This is a genomic window from Streptomyces sp. NPDC052687, assembly GCF_040678395.1.
Lineage (GTDB): Bacteria > Actinomycetota > Actinomycetes > Streptomycetales > Streptomycetaceae > Streptomyces.
This window is the reverse complement of sequence record NZ_JBFATR010000027.1, coordinates 20,558-35,061: the sequence shown is the minus strand read 5'-3', so window position 1 is coordinate 35,061 and position 14,504 is coordinate 20,558. Positions and strand designations below refer to the sequence as shown.

At 74.4% G+C, this 14,504-nt stretch carries 13 protein-coding genes; 6 read left to right on the top strand and 7 right to left on the bottom strand.

Annotated features, from left to right (window positions below; genetic code table 11):
- The first annotated feature begins 248 nt into the window (after positions 1-248).
- Genes dhaK through AB0K92_RS21445 form a run of 3 tightly spaced genes read left to right on the top strand, consistent with a single transcriptional unit; the run spans position 249 to position 2,297 of the window.
- On the top strand, positions 249-1,241 hold the full coding sequence (gene dhaK / locus AB0K92_RS21455) for a dihydroxyacetone kinase subunit DhaK (RefSeq protein WP_365925106.1): 993 nt from the start codon (positions 249-251) through the stop codon (positions 1,239-1,241).
- Between the two features lie 44 nt (positions 1,242-1,285).
- Positions 1,286-1,885: a dihydroxyacetone kinase subunit DhaL gene (gene dhaL, locus AB0K92_RS21450; protein ID WP_365925104.1), complete on the top strand. Its 600-nt coding sequence runs from the start codon at positions 1,286-1,288 to the stop codon at positions 1,883-1,885.
- On the top strand, positions 1,878-2,297 hold the full coding sequence (locus AB0K92_RS21445; protein WP_365925102.1) for a PTS fructose transporter subunit IIA: 420 nt from the start codon (positions 1,878-1,880) through the stop codon (positions 2,295-2,297). Before dhaL ends, AB0K92_RS21445 begins: the two co-directional genes overlap by 8 nt.
- A 403-nt stretch (positions 2,298-2,700) precedes the next feature.
- Here AB0K92_RS21445 and AB0K92_RS21440 read toward each other — a convergent pair whose 3' ends face one another.
- Positions 2,701-3,435 (bottom strand): glycoside hydrolase family 75 protein, encoded by a 735-nt coding sequence (locus AB0K92_RS21440; RefSeq protein WP_365925100.1) that lies wholly within the window; start codon positions 3,433-3,435, stop codon positions 2,701-2,703.
- 376 nt (positions 3,436-3,811) lie between these two features.
- Between AB0K92_RS21440 and AB0K92_RS21435 the strand changes: the two genes are divergently transcribed.
- Both AB0K92_RS21435 and AB0K92_RS21430 read left to right on the top strand, forming a co-directional pair.
- On the top strand, positions 3,812-4,786 hold the full coding sequence (locus AB0K92_RS21435) for a fibronectin type III domain-containing protein (protein ID WP_365925098.1): 975 nt from the start codon (positions 3,812-3,814) through the stop codon (positions 4,784-4,786).
- Positions 4,787-4,955: 169 nt separating this feature from the next.
- Positions 4,956-5,492, top strand: a complete 537-nt coding sequence (locus AB0K92_RS21430) for a hypothetical protein (protein ID WP_365925096.1) — start codon at positions 4,956-4,958, stop codon at positions 5,490-5,492.
- 170 nt (positions 5,493-5,662) lie between these two features.
- Here AB0K92_RS21430 and AB0K92_RS21425 read toward each other — a convergent pair whose 3' ends face one another.
- The 3 genes from AB0K92_RS21425 to AB0K92_RS21415 all read right to left on the bottom strand — a co-directional run bounded on the left by AB0K92_RS21425 (position 5,663) and on the right by AB0K92_RS21415 (position 8,908).
- On the bottom strand, positions 5,663-6,214 hold the full coding sequence (locus tag AB0K92_RS21425) for a PadR family transcriptional regulator (protein ID WP_365925094.1): 552 nt from the start codon (positions 6,212-6,214) through the stop codon (positions 5,663-5,665).
- Between the two features lie 33 nt (positions 6,215-6,247).
- Positions 6,248-8,263 (bottom strand): NADPH-dependent 2,4-dienoyl-CoA reductase, encoded by a 2,016-nt coding sequence (locus tag AB0K92_RS21420; RefSeq protein ID WP_365925092.1) that lies wholly within the window; start codon positions 8,261-8,263, stop codon positions 6,248-6,250.
- Between the two features lie 276 nt (positions 8,264-8,539).
- A complete protein-coding gene (locus AB0K92_RS21415; RefSeq protein WP_365925090.1) occupies positions 8,540-8,908 on the bottom strand; it encodes a hypothetical protein in 369 nt (122 codons plus the stop codon).
- A 315-nt stretch (positions 8,909-9,223) separates the two neighbouring features.
- On the opposite strand from AB0K92_RS21415, the gene AB0K92_RS21410 reads away from it, so the two are divergent.
- Positions 9,224-11,302: a SpoIIE family protein phosphatase gene (locus tag AB0K92_RS21410; RefSeq protein WP_365925088.1), complete on the top strand. Its 2,079-nt coding sequence runs from the start codon at positions 9,224-9,226 to the stop codon at positions 11,300-11,302.
- A 7-nt stretch (positions 11,303-11,309) separates the two neighbouring features.
- On the opposite strand, the gene AB0K92_RS21405 is transcribed toward AB0K92_RS21410, so the two are convergent.
- The 3 genes from AB0K92_RS21405 to AB0K92_RS21395 all read right to left on the bottom strand — a co-directional run bounded on the left by AB0K92_RS21405 (position 11,310) and on the right by AB0K92_RS21395 (position 14,496).
- Positions 11,310-12,230, bottom strand: a complete 921-nt coding sequence (locus AB0K92_RS21405; protein ID WP_365925086.1) for a hypothetical protein — start codon at positions 12,228-12,230, stop codon at positions 11,310-11,312.
- Between the two features lie 86 nt (positions 12,231-12,316).
- Positions 12,317-13,162: a putative protein N(5)-glutamine methyltransferase gene (locus tag AB0K92_RS21400; protein WP_365925084.1), complete on the bottom strand. Its 846-nt coding sequence runs from the start codon at positions 13,160-13,162 to the stop codon at positions 12,317-12,319.
- Between the two features lie 308 nt (positions 13,163-13,470).
- The gene (locus AB0K92_RS21395; RefSeq protein WP_365925081.1) at positions 13,471-14,496 is read right to left on the bottom strand and encodes a hypothetical protein; all 1,026 of its coding nucleotides are present in this window, start codon (positions 14,494-14,496) and stop codon (positions 13,471-13,473) included.
- Positions 14,497-14,504: the final 8 nt, after the last annotated feature.

Sequence of the window (14,504 nt, the reverse complement as noted above, 5' to 3'; positions counted from 1 at the left end):
CTTGGGCGGTGTGGCTGAAGGGGCATCGTGCCATGACGGGCACGGGGCGGGCTCCGCCGCACGGCCTGTGGCCGCTTCGCACGGCCACGCCACCGGCGGCCCACGTGAACTTCGCGGTCGCAAGGTCGATACTGCCCTCAGCGAGCACCTGTCACTCCACGTCCGCCGAGCCGTCACCACCCGACACACCGTCGCCACCGTCGGCATGAGGTCACAGAGCCGCCTGCCGATCTCTTCAGGAGGTACCCGTGAAAATGCTCATCAACGTGCCGGAGACCGTCGTCGCGGACGCGCTGCGGGGTATGGCCGCCGCGCATCCGGAGCTGACCGTCGATGTGGAGAACCGGGTGATCGTGCGGCGGGACGCGCCGGTCGCCGGGAAGGTGGCCCTCGTTTCGGGTGGGGGCTCGGGGCACGAGCCGTTGCACGGGGGGTTCGTGGGCCTCGGAATGCTGGCCGCGGCCTGTCCGGGCGAGGTGTTCACCTCCCCGGTGCCGGACCAGATGGTGCGGGCGGCTGCGGCCGTGGACAGTGGCGCGGGCGTGCTGTTCGTCGTGAAGAACTACACCGGTGACGTGCTGAACTTCGACATGGCCGCGGAGCTCGCCGAGGACGAGGGCATCCGGATCGCCAAGGTGCTGGTCGACGACGACGTGGCGGTCACCGACAGTCTGTACACCGCGGGGCGGCGCGGCACGGGTGCCACGCTGTTCGTGGAGAAGATCGCGGGCGCCGCCGCGGAGGAGGGGCAGCCGCTGGAGCGGGTGGAGGCGATCGCCCGGCAGGTCAACGAGAGTTCCCGCAGCTTCGGGATGGCGCTCAGCGCCTGTACGACGCCCGCGAAGGGCAGCCCCACGTTCGATCTGCCGCCGGGTGAGCTGGAGTTGGGCATCGGCATCCACGGCGAGCCGGGGCGTGAGCGGCGGCCCATGATGACGTCCGGGGAGATCGCCGACGTCGCGGTGCACGCGGTGCTGGAGGACCTGGAGCCGCGCAATCCCGTGCTGGTCCTGGTGAACGGCATGGGCGCGACGCCGCTGCTGGAGCTGTACGGGTTCAACGCGGAGGTCCAGCGGGTGCTGGCCGCGCGCGGTGTCGCCGTGGCCCGCACGCTGGTCGGCAACTATGTGACGTCCCTCGACATGGCGGGCGCCTCCGTCACCCTGTGCCAGATCGACGAGGAGCTGCTGCGGCTGTGGGACGCGCCGGTGCGCACGCCGGGCCTGCGCTGGGGTGTGTGACCCCGGCCGACGCGATCAACCGACCAACCACGCAAGGAGATTCCGTGCTCGACGCCGATTTCTTCCGCCGTTGGATGACGGCGACCGCCGCGTCCGTGGACCGCGAGGCGGAACGGCTCACGGCCCTCGACTCCCCCATCGGGGACGCCGACCACGGCAGCAATCTGACCCGCGGGTTCGCCGCGGTGACCGCGGCGCTGGAGAAGGAGGCCCCCGGCACTCCGGGTGGTGTGCTGACGCTGGCCGGACGGCAGCTCATCTCCACGGTGGGGGGTGCCTCCGGGCCGCTGTACGGCACGCTGCTGCGGCGTACCGGCAAGGCGCTCGGCGATGCCGCCGAGGTGAGTGAGGAGCAGCTGGCGCAGGCGCTGCGGGCCGGGGTGGAGGCGGTGATGGCGCTGGGCGGGGCCGCGCCGGGCGACAAGACCATGATCGACGCGCTGGTGCCGGCGGTGGACGCGCTCGGTGACGGCTTCGGCGCGGCGCGTGCCGCCGCCGAGCAGGGCGCTCTCGCGACCACGCCGTTGCAGGCCCGCAAGGGGCGGGCGAGTTATCTCGGCGAGCGCAGCATCGGTCATCAGGACCCCGGTGCCACCTCGGCGGCGCTGCTGGTCGCGGGTCTCGCGGAGGCCGCCGGTGAGTGACGGGACGGACGACAAGCGGGTGGGCATCGTGCTGGTGTCGCACAGCGCCGAGGTCGCGGCCTCCGTCGCCGACCTCGCCCGCGGGCTGGCCGGCGGCGCTGCGGCGGTGCCGGTCGCGCCGGCCGGCGGCACGGAGGGCGGTGGACTCGGCACCAGCGCGGAGCTGATCGCGGCGGCCGCCGCGGCCGTGGACCGCGGCGCCGGGGTCGCCGTGCTCACCGACCTGGGCAGCGCCGTCCTCACGGTGAAGGCGCTGCTCGCGGAGGGCGACGAACTGCCCGGGAACACGCGCCTGGTGGACGCGCCCTTCGTGGAGGGCGCCGTCGCCGCGGTGGTCACGGCCGCCACCGGCGCTGACCTGGACGCGGTGGTCGCGGCGGCGGCCGAGGCGTACGACTACCGCAAGGTGTGAGGCGTACGGCGGCGTAACCGGGACCGGGGCCGGAACCGCGACGGAGGTCGTCCGGTCCCGGTCCCGGTCCTGGCTCCACGCCGGGTTCCGGGACCGCGCCGGGCTCCGGTCCCGCGCCGGGTCCCTGGTTCGACTCCGGCGCCGTTCCGCGCCGGTTGCCGGTTCCGTACACCGGTCCCCGGTCCCACGCCGGGACCCGGTTCCGTACCGGTCCCCGGTCCCCCGCCAGGACCCGGTTTCGTGCCGGGTCCCTGCCTCCCCTCCGGGTGCAGGTTCCGTACCGGTTGCCGGTTCCGTACCTGGCCCCGGTGCCACGCGGGCTTCCGGTCCCGCCCCGGGCCCTGGGCCCACACCAAGTCCCGGCCCCCGCCCGCTCGCGGCCGCGCCGCATGCCGCGCGCCGGTCAGTCTCCCCCGATCCACTGCCGTGCCAGCCGCTCCCCCTCCGTCACCGCGGCGGCGTGGCTCTCGATCGGCGACGCGCGGGAGTTCCTGAAGACGATGTAGGTGACGCCGGAGTCCGTGCCGCCGCCGCGCGGGTCGGGGTCGATGCCGAGCCGTGCGGCCGTGGCGTACGACGCCTCGCCGATGATGTGGCCGGGTCCGACGTCGCCGACGACCGCGTACTGCACCCGGTCGCGGTACACGACGGCCACCACCGAGCCACCGCGCACACCGTCGGCACGGTGGTCCCAGATCCGGCTGGGAGCCGGGACGACGATGAAGGGCAGCCGCCCGGCGTCCAGGAAGCGGCCGTCGGACTGGGCGAAGGCCGTGCTCGCGGAGAAGGTCGGGTCGGTGTCGCCGTTGCAGCGGCGGCCGGGCCGGCCGTCGCAGTCGATGTCCAGGTCCGCCTTCCAGAAGACGGCGCCGCGGGAGCCGCACACCGGGATGTCCGCGGGCGCGCCGTCGTCGCTGCGGTAACGGCCTCGGGAGACGGGGGCGCAGTCCCGGGCTCCGGCCAGCAGGGCGGAGGCGCTCACGGCGCCCTCGCGGGGCGCGTCCGGCGTCACGCGCGGGGAGGCAGGAGCGGCGGCGGCAGCGGGGGTGGTGGTGGCGAGGGCGGTGGAGCCGGGGAACGCCGCCGGGGCGAGCAGGGCGGCGCCTGCCGCGGCCAGCGTGAGGGACGGGACACGCACGATAAGGGGGCCTCTTCTCCGGGGAACTGACGGGCACTCAGGCCAATCTGCGGGCCCCGCGATCGAGTGGCCAGTCGCAAGGGGCCGGACGGTGCACGGGCTCGTTCTCCGGTGGGGGCCGGGCGCCTGACTCCCTGTCGGGTCGCGGCCGCCCGGCCGCCCGCACCGGACGCGGGACGAGCGACGACAGCGATACCCGCGCCCCGGACGCGAACTCCCCACCGGCTCGGGGAAGTTCGTCCGTGGGAAGGTTCAGCATACGCACCCCCGCGCGAAGGCCCGCAACACACCCGCCCTCTTGATGTGATCGCGCCAGAGGGTCATATTGGTCCGGACCATTCCGTCGTTCTCGTCCCGCCCACCGGGAGGCCGAACCGTGCGACGCGTTCCCGTACCCGCGCTGCTGGTCTGTGGCGCCCTGACGCTGGTGGTGTCGTCCTGCGGCGGGGGCGGGGACGGCACGGACCGCCCGGCTCCCGGAGCGCCGACCGGGGTCACCGCGGCGGCCGGCAGCGCGACCAGCGTGCACGTGATGTGGAACGCCGCCGCCGCGCAGACGGGCGTGCGCGCCTACGAGGTGTACCGCGGCACCACCAAGGTCCGCGAGGTCCCCGCGTCCCGGCACATGGTGGACGTCACCCGGCTGCGGCCGGCCACCACCTATGTGTTCACCGTCCGCGCGCGGGACGCCGACGGACGGCTCGGCCCGCCCAGCCGGGAGGTGCGGGCCACCACCCCCGCCGCCGTCGCGGCCGACCGCTCGGCACCCTCGCGGCCGGGCGGGGTGCGCGGACGGACGACCGGGAGCCGGGCCGTCCAGCTCACCTGGAAGGCGGCGACCGACGACCGGGGTGTGGTGTCGTACGACATCCATCAGGGCGGCACGAAGATCCACAGTGTGGGCGGGAACCAGACCGGGACGGTCGTCACGGGCCTGCGGCCGGGCACGCGTTACACCTTCACCGTCCGGGCCCGGGACGCCGCGGACAACGTCTCCCCCGCGAGCGCCGCCGTCCGGCTCACCACCGCGCCGGGCGACGACGACGGCCGCGACACCGCGCCCACCGGCTTCCGTGCCACCACGCACGCGGAGGGCGGCGCCCACTACCTCGACCTGTCCTGGGTGCCGCCGCGAGCCGACGGGGTCGTCACCGAGTACCAGATCCACCTCGACGGCCGGGCCGCCACCTCCCTCGTCTGGGGCGGGTCCGCGCCGCGTGAGAAGGCGACGTACAGCTTCTACCTCGGCCGGGAGGACGGCGTACGGCACCGGGTGCGCATCCGCGCCAAGCTGCCGGACGGCACCTGGGGCGGGTTCTCGGCGGAACGGACGGTCACCACCGGGCGGTGACGCGTCCGCCCCGCCCCCCGGACGGGGTAATCCGTCACCTGCCCGGGGGCCGCCCGCATGCGGGACCCGCTGGGGGCACGTTGGCTGACCCCGAGGCAGCACGGGCGTTTCCCGACCCCGGCGGCGCAAGGGATGTACCGCCAACCGTGCCGCCGGAAGGACATCTCCCATGAGCAGATCTCAAGGATTCCTCCGCTGCGGCCTCGCCGTGGCAGCCGCCGCCGCGCTGCCCCTCGGCCTCGCCGCACAGCCGGCCGGCGCGGTCTCCGGCATCTCGGTGAGCACCAGCGGCTCCACGGTCTCGGTGACGACCAGCGCCTGCACCCAGGTCGGCGGCAGCTGGGGCAACGCCTCGCTGCTCAACAGCAGCCAGACCAGCTTCGCCCAGGGCCGGCAGGCGGCGCTGACCGGGACCGCGAGCGTGCAGTCCGCCGCCTGGTCCAGCGTCAGCCCGGGGACGTACACGGTGGTCCTGGTGTGCTCCAACGGCACCACCGCGGGCACCCAGTCCGTCATCGTCTCCTCTGCCGCTACCCCCACCCCCTCCCCGACGGCCTCCCCGTCGCGGGGTGTGATGGGCGGCGTGGGCGGCGGTACGAAGGACTACGGCACGGTCACGATGGTGGCGGGCGGGGTGCTGGTCGGCACCGGCGTCATCGCGACGGGCTGGTTCCTGCGCCGCCGGGCCAAGCCCCACCGGATCTGACCCGGCGGCGGCCCCACCGGCTCCGGCCAAGGGCGGGCCGCACCGGCTCCGCTCAGGCGGCGGGCCGCACCGGCTCCGCTGCGGGGCAGGCCCTACCGGCTCTGCTGCGGGGCAGGCCCTACCGACTCTGCTGCGGGGCGGGCCCTACCGGCTCTGCTGCGGGGCGGGCCCTACCGGCTCTGCTCGGGCGGCAGCTCGGCGAACTCCGCCAGCGCGTGGGTGAGCCACTGGGTCCAGAACGTCTCCAGATCGATGCCGGCCCGCAGCACCAGATGGCGCAGCCGGTCCTGGGCGCTGTCCCGGCCGGGCGGGAAGTCCCGCTTCTCGATCTCCCGGTACTCGGCGAGCTGACGCCGGTGCAGCTCCAGGTGACGGCGCAGGTCCTCCTCCAGACCCTCGGTGCCGACCACCGCCCCGGCGCGCAGCCGCAGCAGCAGGGTGTCGCGGTGCGGCTTGGGGTCCTGGGACGCGGCGGTCCAGCGGGCCAGCTCGGCGCGGCCCGCGGGGAGCACCTCGTAGCTCTTCTTCTGCCCGCGGGCGGGCTGTGCGCTCGGCAGCGCCCGGATCAGGCCGTCGGCCTCCAGTTTTCCCAGCTCGCGATAGATCTGCTGGTGTGTCGCCGACCAGAAGTAGCCGATCGACTTGTCGAACCGGCGGGTCAGCTCCAGCCCCGAGGAGGGCTTTTCGAGCAGAGCGGTGAGGATCGCGTGCGGGAGTGACATGGGGGCCATCCTAGGGACGGCCCCCGGTCCGGCTCAGAGCGCCGCCGCCAGTTCCGTGCCCTGCTTGATGGCGCGCTTGGCGTCCAGTTCGGCGGCCACGTCGGCGCCGCCGATGAGGTGGGCGGGGCGGTTGGCGGCGACCAGCGCGTCGTAGAGGTCGCGGCGCGGTTCCTGGCCGGTGCACAGCACGATGGTGTCGACCTCCAGCACGGTGCTCTCCTCGCCGACCGTGATGTGCAGACCGGCGTCGTCGATCCGGTCGTAGCGCACGCCGGGGACCATGGTGACGCCGCGGTGCTTCAGCTCGGTGCGGTGGATCCAGCCGGTGGTCTTGCCGAGGCCCGCGCCGACCTTGCTGGTCTTGCGCTGCAGCAGGTGCACGGTGCGCGGCGGCGCGGGCCGCTCGGGGGCGGCGAGGCCGCCGGGGCCGGTGTACGCCATGTCCACGCCCCAGTGGCGGAAGTACGTCTCGGGGTCCTCGCTCGCCTTGTCGCCGCTGTCGGTCAGGTACTCGGCGACGTCGAAGCCGATGCCGCCGGCGCCGAGGATGGCGACGCGGTCGCCGACGGGGGCGCCGTCGCGCAGCACGTCGAGGTAGCCGAGGACGCTCGGGTGGTCGACGCCGGGGATGTCGGGGGTGCGCGGGGTGACGCCGGTGGCCACCACGACGTCGTCGTAGTCGGCGAGGTCCGCGGCGTCCACCCGGGTGTTCAGCCGTACGTCCACGCCGTGGGCGTCGAGCTGGTGGCGGAAGTAGCGCAGGGTCTCGTCGAACTCCTGCTTGCCGGGGACCCGGCGGGCCACGTTGAGCTGGCCGCCGATCTCGGCGGCGGCGTCGTACAGGGTGACCTGGTGGCCGCGTTCGGCGGCGGAGACGGCGCAGGCCAGGCCGGCCGGTCCGGCGCCGACGACGGCGATCCGCTTGCGGCGCCGGGTCGGGGAGAGCACGAGCTGGGTCTCGTGGCAGGCGCGCGGGTTGACGAGGCAGGAGGTGATCTGGCCGCTGAAGGTGTGGTCGAGGCAGGCCTGGTTGCAGCCGATGCAGGTGTTGATGGCCTCGGGGGTGCCGGCGGCGGCCTTCTTCACGAACTCCGGGTCGGCGAGCATCGGGCGGGCCATGGAGACCATGTCGGCGGTGCCGTCGGCGAGCAGCTGCTCGGCCAGTTCGGGGGTGTTGATGCGGTTGGTGGTGACGAGCGGGACGGAGACCTCGCCCATCAGCCGCTTGGTGACCCAGGTGTAGGCGCCGCGCGGCACGGAGGTGGCGATGGTGGGGATGCGGGCCTCGTGCCAGCCGATGCCGGTGTTGATGATGGTCGCCCCGGCGGCCTCGACGGCCTTGGCGAGGGTGATCACCTCGTCCAGGGTGGAGCCGCCGGGCACCAGGTCGAGCATGGACAGCCGGTAGACGACGATGAAGTCCTCGCCGACGGCCTCGCGCACCCGGCGGACGATCTCGACGGGGAAGCGCATGCGGTTCTCGTAGGAGCCGCCCCAGCGGTCGGTGCGCCGGTTGGTGGGCGCGGCGATGAACTCGTTGATGAGGTAGCCCTCGGAGCCCATGATCTCGACGCCGTCGTAGCCGGCCTCGCGGGCGAGGCGCGCGGTGCGCGCGTAGTCGTCGATGGTGCGCTCGATGTCGGCGTCGGTCAGCTCGCGCGGCGGGAAGGGGCTGATCGGCGCCTGGAGGGGGCTCGGGGCGACCAGGTCGCGGTGGTAGGCGTAGCGGCCGAAGTGGAGGATCTGGAGGGCGATCCGGCCGCCCTCGCGGTGCACGGCCTCGGTGACGACCCGGTGCCGCTCGGCCTCCGCCTCGGTGGTGAGCTTGGCTCCGCCCTCGTAGGGCCGGCCCTCGTCGTTGGGGGCGATGCCGCCGGTGACGATGAGGCCCACGCCGCCGCGGGCGCGTTCGGCGTAGAAGGCCGCCATCCGCTCGAAGCCGCCCTCGGCCTCCTCCAGGCCGACGTGCATGGAGCCCATCAGGACGCGGTTGGGCAGGGTGGTGAAGCCCAGGTCGAGCGGGCTCAGCAGGTGCGGGTAACGGCTCATCGACGCCTCCGTGCGCGGACTGGTGCCCTGTAGTTGTAGAGGACCGCGCACCCTTTGTGCAACTAGTTGCACAACACCGGGCGGGGAGACGTGACCGGACACACAGCGCGGCACGGGGGAGCACGTGACGGGCTCCACAGCGCGGCACGGAGCAGCACCTGACGGGCTCCACAGCGACGCGCCGGCTCGCGCTGTGCGACGGGCTCCGCGCACGGAAGCGGGCGGTCACCGGCCGCAGCCGGTGACCGCCCGCTCACCCGTGTGGACCAGTGTGGATCAGCGGCTCTCCAGGATCAGGTGCAGTTCCCGCTCCTGGTCGCCGGAGGCCGTGCTGAGGTCATGGACGGAGAACAGCGAGTCGAGGGTGGTACGGAACTTGTCGATCGCCCAGTAGCCGCCCTGGACGTCGGCCGTGACGGGGGCCGAGAGCCGGGCGGGACGCGCGCCCTCGTGGGGCTCGGCGACGTCGAAGGTGCCGAGCCAGACCATCGGACGGGACTCGTGCCACTGCTCGGGCACGTCGTCCGCGCACCGGTCGGACGCGAAACACGCGCACAGGGTGTCGAACACGATCCGGGCGTCCTCCTTGCTGCACCCGCTGATCTCCACGGAGACGGACTCGGGGTGCGACCGTTCGCCGTTCATGGTGACCGCTCCTCTCGTGGCAGTGCCGGAGATGCGCGAGTGCCCCGCGCAGCCGCCCGCACTCCCCCAGGAAAGCACCAGCCCCAGCCGAGCACCACCGGCGGCGGTACCCGGGCGGCGGTCCCCCGGCGGTGCGGCCGCGCCCCGGCCGTACCACCCGTCGCGCACCGCCTCCGGGTGATTCGTCCGACCAGCCGGGCCGTATCGGGGGATGGTGGAGAGGGGCGGGGTGGCGTAAGAGAGATGGTTGAGCGCAGGACGACAAGGGGAGTCGGCACGGGGGCGGGCGTGCCGGAGGCGAAGGCGGTGCGTGCGATGGGTTCAACCGGGCCACCCGTGGCGGACGGAGCCGGGCCGGGCCGCGGTGCGGCGCGGCCCAGCGGGCTGCTGGACGAGCTGGGCGTGGCCTCGGTGGTGCTGGACGCCGACGGCCGCATCGTGCTGTGGAGTCCGCAGGCGGAGGAGCTGTTCGGCTATCCGGCGGCCGAGGCGCTGGGCCGGTACGCGGCCCGGCTGATGGTGCACGAGCAGCACCTGGACCTGGTCGTGCAGCTGTTCAACGACGTGCTGTCCACCGGGCGGGGCTGGGCGGGCGCGTTCCCGGTGCGGCGCAAGGACGGCAGCACCCGGTTGGTGGAGTTCCGCAACATGCGGCTGCTGGACGACCGGGGCGACGTCTACGCCCTGGGGCTCGCCGCCGACCACTCGACCGTGCGGCGGCTGGAGCGGGACGTCGCGCTGTCGTCCCGAATCGTGGCGCAGTCGCCCATCGGGCTGGCGGTGCTGGACGGCGGGCTGCGGTACGTGTCCGTGAACCCCGCGCTGGAGCGGATCGACGGCGTCCCGGCCGAGCAGCACCTGGGGCGGACGGTGCGCGAGGTGGCGCCGGGGATGGACGCCGACGCCCTGGAGGAGGCGGCGCGCCGGGTGCTGGAGACCGGGCGGTCGGTCGTCGACCGGTCCACGATCGGGCGGACCGCGGCCGACCCGGACGAGGACCGGGCCTGGTCGGTGTCGCTGTACCGGCTGGAGGACACGCTGGGCACGGTGCTGGGGGTGGCGATGTCGGTGGTGGACGTCACCGAGCAGTACCGGGCCGGGGTGGAGGCGGAGGCGGCGCGGCGCCGGCTCGCCCTGATCGCCGACGCGTCCACCCGGATCGGCACCACCCTCGATCTGGAGCTGACCGCGCGGGAGCTGGCCGAGGTGGCCGTGCCGGAGCTGGCGGACGTGGCGGCCGTGGATCTGCTGGCGGCGGTGGTGGAGGGCCGGCCCAGCACGGTCGGCCCGGCCGAGCCGGCGGTGATCCGGGCGCTGGCGGTGCGCGCCGAGGGCTCACCGGAGGCGCTGAGGGCCGCCGACCCGCCGGGGCAGGTGGCCCGGTACGGGCCCGACCGGCTGGTCACGCAGTGTGTGCGCACGGGGCGGCCGGTGCTGCTGCCGCAGGTGAAGGACGAGGATCTGCCGCGTATCGCGCGCTCCCCGGAGGCGGCGGTGCTGCTCAGCCGGGCGGGCGTGCACTCGTATCTGGCCGTGCCGCTGATCGCGCGCGGTGAGGTGCTGGGCGCGCTGGATCTGAAGCGGACCGGCAATCCGATGCCGTTCGGGGAGGACGATCTGCTGCTGGCGCGGGAGCTGGCGGCACGGGCCGCGGTGCAGATCGACAACGCCCGCTGGTACCAGAACGCCCGCAACACCGCCCTCACCCTGCAGCGCAGCCTGCTGCCCAGCCACCCCCCGGTCACCGGCGGCCTGGAGGTGGCCTCCCGCTACCAGCCGGCCGGGGCCACCGTCGAGGTCGGCGGGGACTGGTTCGACGTGATCCCGCTGGAGGACGGCAAGACGGCGCTGGTGGTCGGCGATGTGATGGGCAGCGGCATCAACGCCGCCGCGACGATGGGCCGGCTGCGCACCGCGACCAACACGCTGGCCGCGCTCGATCTCGATCCGGCGCGGCTGCTGGAGCACCTGGACCGGATCACGGCCGGCCTGGATCACTCGATCGCCACCTGCCTGTACGCCGTCCACGATCCGCGGCTGCGGCAGTGCCGGATCGCGAACGCGGGGCATCTGCCGCCTGTGCGGGTGCGCGCCGGGAACGGGCCGGAACTGCTCGACCTGCCCACCGGGGCGCCGCTGGGCGTGGGCGGGGTCGCCTTCTCGACGACGGTGTTCGACCTGGACCCGGGCGACCAGCTCGTCCTCTACACCGACGGACTGGTCGAGACCCGCCGGCACTCCCTCGACGAGCGGCTGGACACCCTGATGTCCCTGCTGAACGGTCCGGCGCGCCCGCTGGAGGAGATCTGCGACCTGCTGCTGCGTACGCTGCACCACCCCGACAACCACGACGACGTCGCGCTCCTCATCGCGCGGGCGCGCACCGGGAGCTGAGCGGGCGTCAGTCCCACTTCGGGGACGTGCCGTGCCCCTCGCCGTAGGGCAGGGGCCGGCCGGTGAAGGCGTCGAGGAGGACGCGGTCGCCGAGCGGCCGGTCCAGCCGCACGGTGACGTCCTCGGCGAGCAGCTGGGCGGTGCAGGGTTCGCCGTCGGGCCCGCCCACGACGGACCCGGACAGCACGACCGTGCCGTCGGTCTCCAGCGCGTGCACGGCGGGCCCGTCGTCACAGGCGCCGTGCCCGGCCCAGACGGTGACGGACCGTCCGTCCTCCGCGATCCCGGCCAGGCCCAGCAGTTCCCCCAGGTCGTCGGCCGGGGTGTCCCCGGCCGGTTCGACGGGCGGCTTCGGCAGCTCGGACGGGCTGAGCGCGGCCCGCTTCAGCGGGGTGTCGAAGCCGTCCAGGGTGAACAGCCAGGAGGGTACGGTGGCCGGGCCGCGGCTGGTGGCCATGGTCATCTCACCGAGCCGCACGCGGGTGACGGTGAGCGGTTGCGGGCCGTCGCCGCGGTCCAGGTCCGCGTACGCCTCCCGGGCGTCCATCAGGGGCAGGGTGAGCGATCCGCCGTTCTCCCACCTCACCGTCCCCTCGGCCGCCTTCGGGGCGGGGAGTTCACCGCGCAGTGCGAGGTTGCGGGCGCCGTAGGCCTCCTTGCCGGCCTCGTCGCGGAAGGCGTCCTCGGGCAGCTGGACCTCCTCCCCCATCGGGTAGTAGCCCGCGCGCCACAGGTCGGCGGCGCGCGAGCCGTCCCAGGCCTCGGCGACCAGCCGGGCGCGGGCGGCGGCCTCCGGCGCCGGTCCGCCGCCGCGCACCCGCGACGCCTCGCCGGGCCGCTCGTTTTCGCAGCTCACCGCCGCGGCACCGGCCGAGAGCACGACGAGGGCCGCGAGGACCCGCCTGGTGTGCGGATGGTTCGTACGCATGGGCTCCCCCGGGGAACGGACGGCTGTACCGCTCCTGTGACGCGCGGGCCGGGCGCGGCGTTCACCGGGGCGGGGCGGCCGCCCGGTCAGGCCACGCCGATGACGACCTGCGCGTACCGCTCCTCGCAGACCGCCAGCCGGGTCGTCAGTCCGGCGCGGGTGAACGCCTCGACGGCGGCGGGGGCCTGGCGTTCGCTGGTCTCGGTCAGCAGACAGCCGCCGGGGGCCAGCCACCGGGGTGCCTCCGCGACGACCCGGCGGGCGATGTCGAGGCCGTCGGCGCCTCCGTCGAGGGCGGTCAGCGGCTCGTGGTCGCGGGCCTCGGCGGGCAGCAGGCCGACCTCGCCGGTGGGGACGTACGGCACGTTGGCCGCGAGGACGTCGACCCGGCCGCGCAGTGTGCCGGGCAGCGCCTCGAACAGGTCGCCGGTGTACACCCGGCCGCCCGCCGCGACGAGGTTGCGGCGGGCGCAGCGCACCGCGGCCGGGTCGATGTCGGCGGCGTGCAGTTCAACCGGGCCGAGCGCGTCGGCCAGGGCGGCGCCGACCGCGCCGGAGCCGCAGCACAGGTCGACGACGACCCGGGCGCCCGGTGCCTGGGCGAGCGCCTGCTCGACGAGGAACTCGGTGCGGCGGCGGGGGACGAAGACGCCGGGTTCGACGGCGACGCGCAGGCCGCGGAACTCGGCCCAGCCGACGACGAGTTCCAGCGGCAGGCCGGCGACGCGGCGGTCCACCAGGGCGGCGAGTTCGTCCGGGGTGCGGGCGGCGTCCAGGAGGAGGTCGGCCTCGTCCTCGGCGAAGACGCAGCCCGCGGCGCGCAGCGCGGCGATGACGGACGTACGGGTGGAGGGGGACCCGGCGAAGTCGCGGGAGGGCGAGGCAGCTTCGCGGGACGCGGCGAAGTCGCCGGAGGAGGGAGAAGCGGGCATGGACCCTGAGCCTTTCGGGAGCCGAAGGGCACCCTCGTGTCTCAGCCGAGCCGGCGATCCACGCCGTGGTGAGGTGAGGGCACCCGAGCCGTCACAGCGGTAATGGGTCTCACCTCCCGGGCATCGCACGGCCGGGTCGGTCCACGGCCGGAGGCCACCCTATCCCACCCGCCCGGAGGATCGGACGCCGGCCGGCCCGAACGGCCAGACGCGGACGGTCTCTTCGGGTTCCGCACGACCGGATGCCCACGGCCGCTTCGGCGCCTCGCACGACCAGACGCCCACGGCCGCTTCGGCGCCTCGGCCCGTCAGACGCCGACCGCCTCTTCGGCTTCCTCTTCGGCCTCCCGCTTCTCCCCTGCCGGTGCGGCCGGTGCGGTGCGGGTGCGCTCGTAGGCGCCCGCGACGGCCGTGACCGCGAGGCCCGCGACCAGCCAGGCGATCAGCGTGACCACCGTGCGGCCCAGGCCGTCGCCGTCGAAGTAGAGCAGGCTGCGGGTGCCCTCGACGAACCCGGCGCCGTTCCAGAAGGCGTGCAGGGTGCCGAAGAAGCCGTTCTGCAGCTCGGGCCGGAAGAGGCCGCCGGAGCTGGTGAAGTTGAGCATCACGAACAGCACCATCATCGCGAGGGTGGTCCAGCGCTTGAGGAAGGTGTGCAGGCCGACGCCGATCAGCAGGATGCCCGCCGAGTAGAGCCAGGCCAGGGCCCAGACGCCGGCGAGGTCGTGGTGGGCGAGGTGGAAGACCGGCCCGGCGAGCAGCGCGCCGATGCCGCTGACCACGACGGAGACACCGAGGGTCAGCAGGGCCCGCGACCGCATCGGCAGGGCGCCGCCCGCGCCGCCGAGTACGGCGACCGAGGCGTAGGAGCCGATGCTCACCGCGATCATCAGGAAGAACAGGCCCTGCCCGGTGGGGTCGGCGGCGACGGGCGCCGCCACGTCGGTCACCTTCAGCGGGACGCCCTGGCGTTCGGCGACGGGGGCGAAGACCTTCTCGACGGCCATGGCGCCCATGTCGGAGGCGGCGGTGGCGACGATGACCTCGGGTGCCTGCGCGCTCGGGACGTAGGCGCCGGTGATGTCGCGGGACCGCAGCAGGCCGACGGCCCGGTCCCGGTCGGGGACGGTGCGTACGTCGAGCGCGTCGCCGGCCTCGTCCTCGACGGACTGGGCGAACACCTTCGCCTCGGGGCCGGTGCCGACGACGGCGACCGGCAGGTGGTGCGGCTCGGGGGTCACGAAGGCCCCCATGTAGGCGAGGCCCATGCCCACGCACATCAGCAGCGGGGTGATCAGGTGCGTGAGCACATGGCGCAACGCGGGTGACCGCATGCCCGGAT

Coding starts and splice junctions, on each gene's coding strand:
- AB0K92_RS21420 (WP_365925092.1), bottom strand. CDS start 8,263: ATGAGCCGTTACCCGCACCTGCTGAGCCCGCTCGACCTGGGCTTCACC.
- AB0K92_RS21410 (WP_365925088.1), top strand. CDS start 9,224: ATGGGTTCAACCGGGCCACCCGTGGCGGACGGAGCCGGGCCGGGCCGC.
- AB0K92_RS21425 (WP_365925094.1), bottom strand. CDS start 6,214: ATGTCACTCCCGCACGCGATCCTCACCGCTCTGCTCGAAAAGCCCTCC.
- AB0K92_RS21395 (WP_365925081.1), bottom strand. CDS start 14,496: ATGCGGTCACCCGCGTTGCGCCATGTGCTCACGCACCTGATCACCCCG.
- AB0K92_RS21430 (WP_365925096.1), top strand. CDS start 4,956: ATGAGCAGATCTCAAGGATTCCTCCGCTGCGGCCTCGCCGTGGCAGCC.
- AB0K92_RS21400 (WP_365925084.1), bottom strand. CDS start 13,162: ATGCCCGCTTCTCCCTCCTCCGGCGACTTCGCCGCGTCCCGCGAAGCT.
- AB0K92_RS21405 (WP_365925086.1), bottom strand. CDS start 12,230: ATGCGTACGAACCATCCGCACACCAGGCGGGTCCTCGCGGCCCTCGTC.
- AB0K92_RS21415 (WP_365925090.1), bottom strand. CDS start 8,908: ATGAACGGCGAACGGTCGCACCCCGAGTCCGTCTCCGTGGAGATCAGC.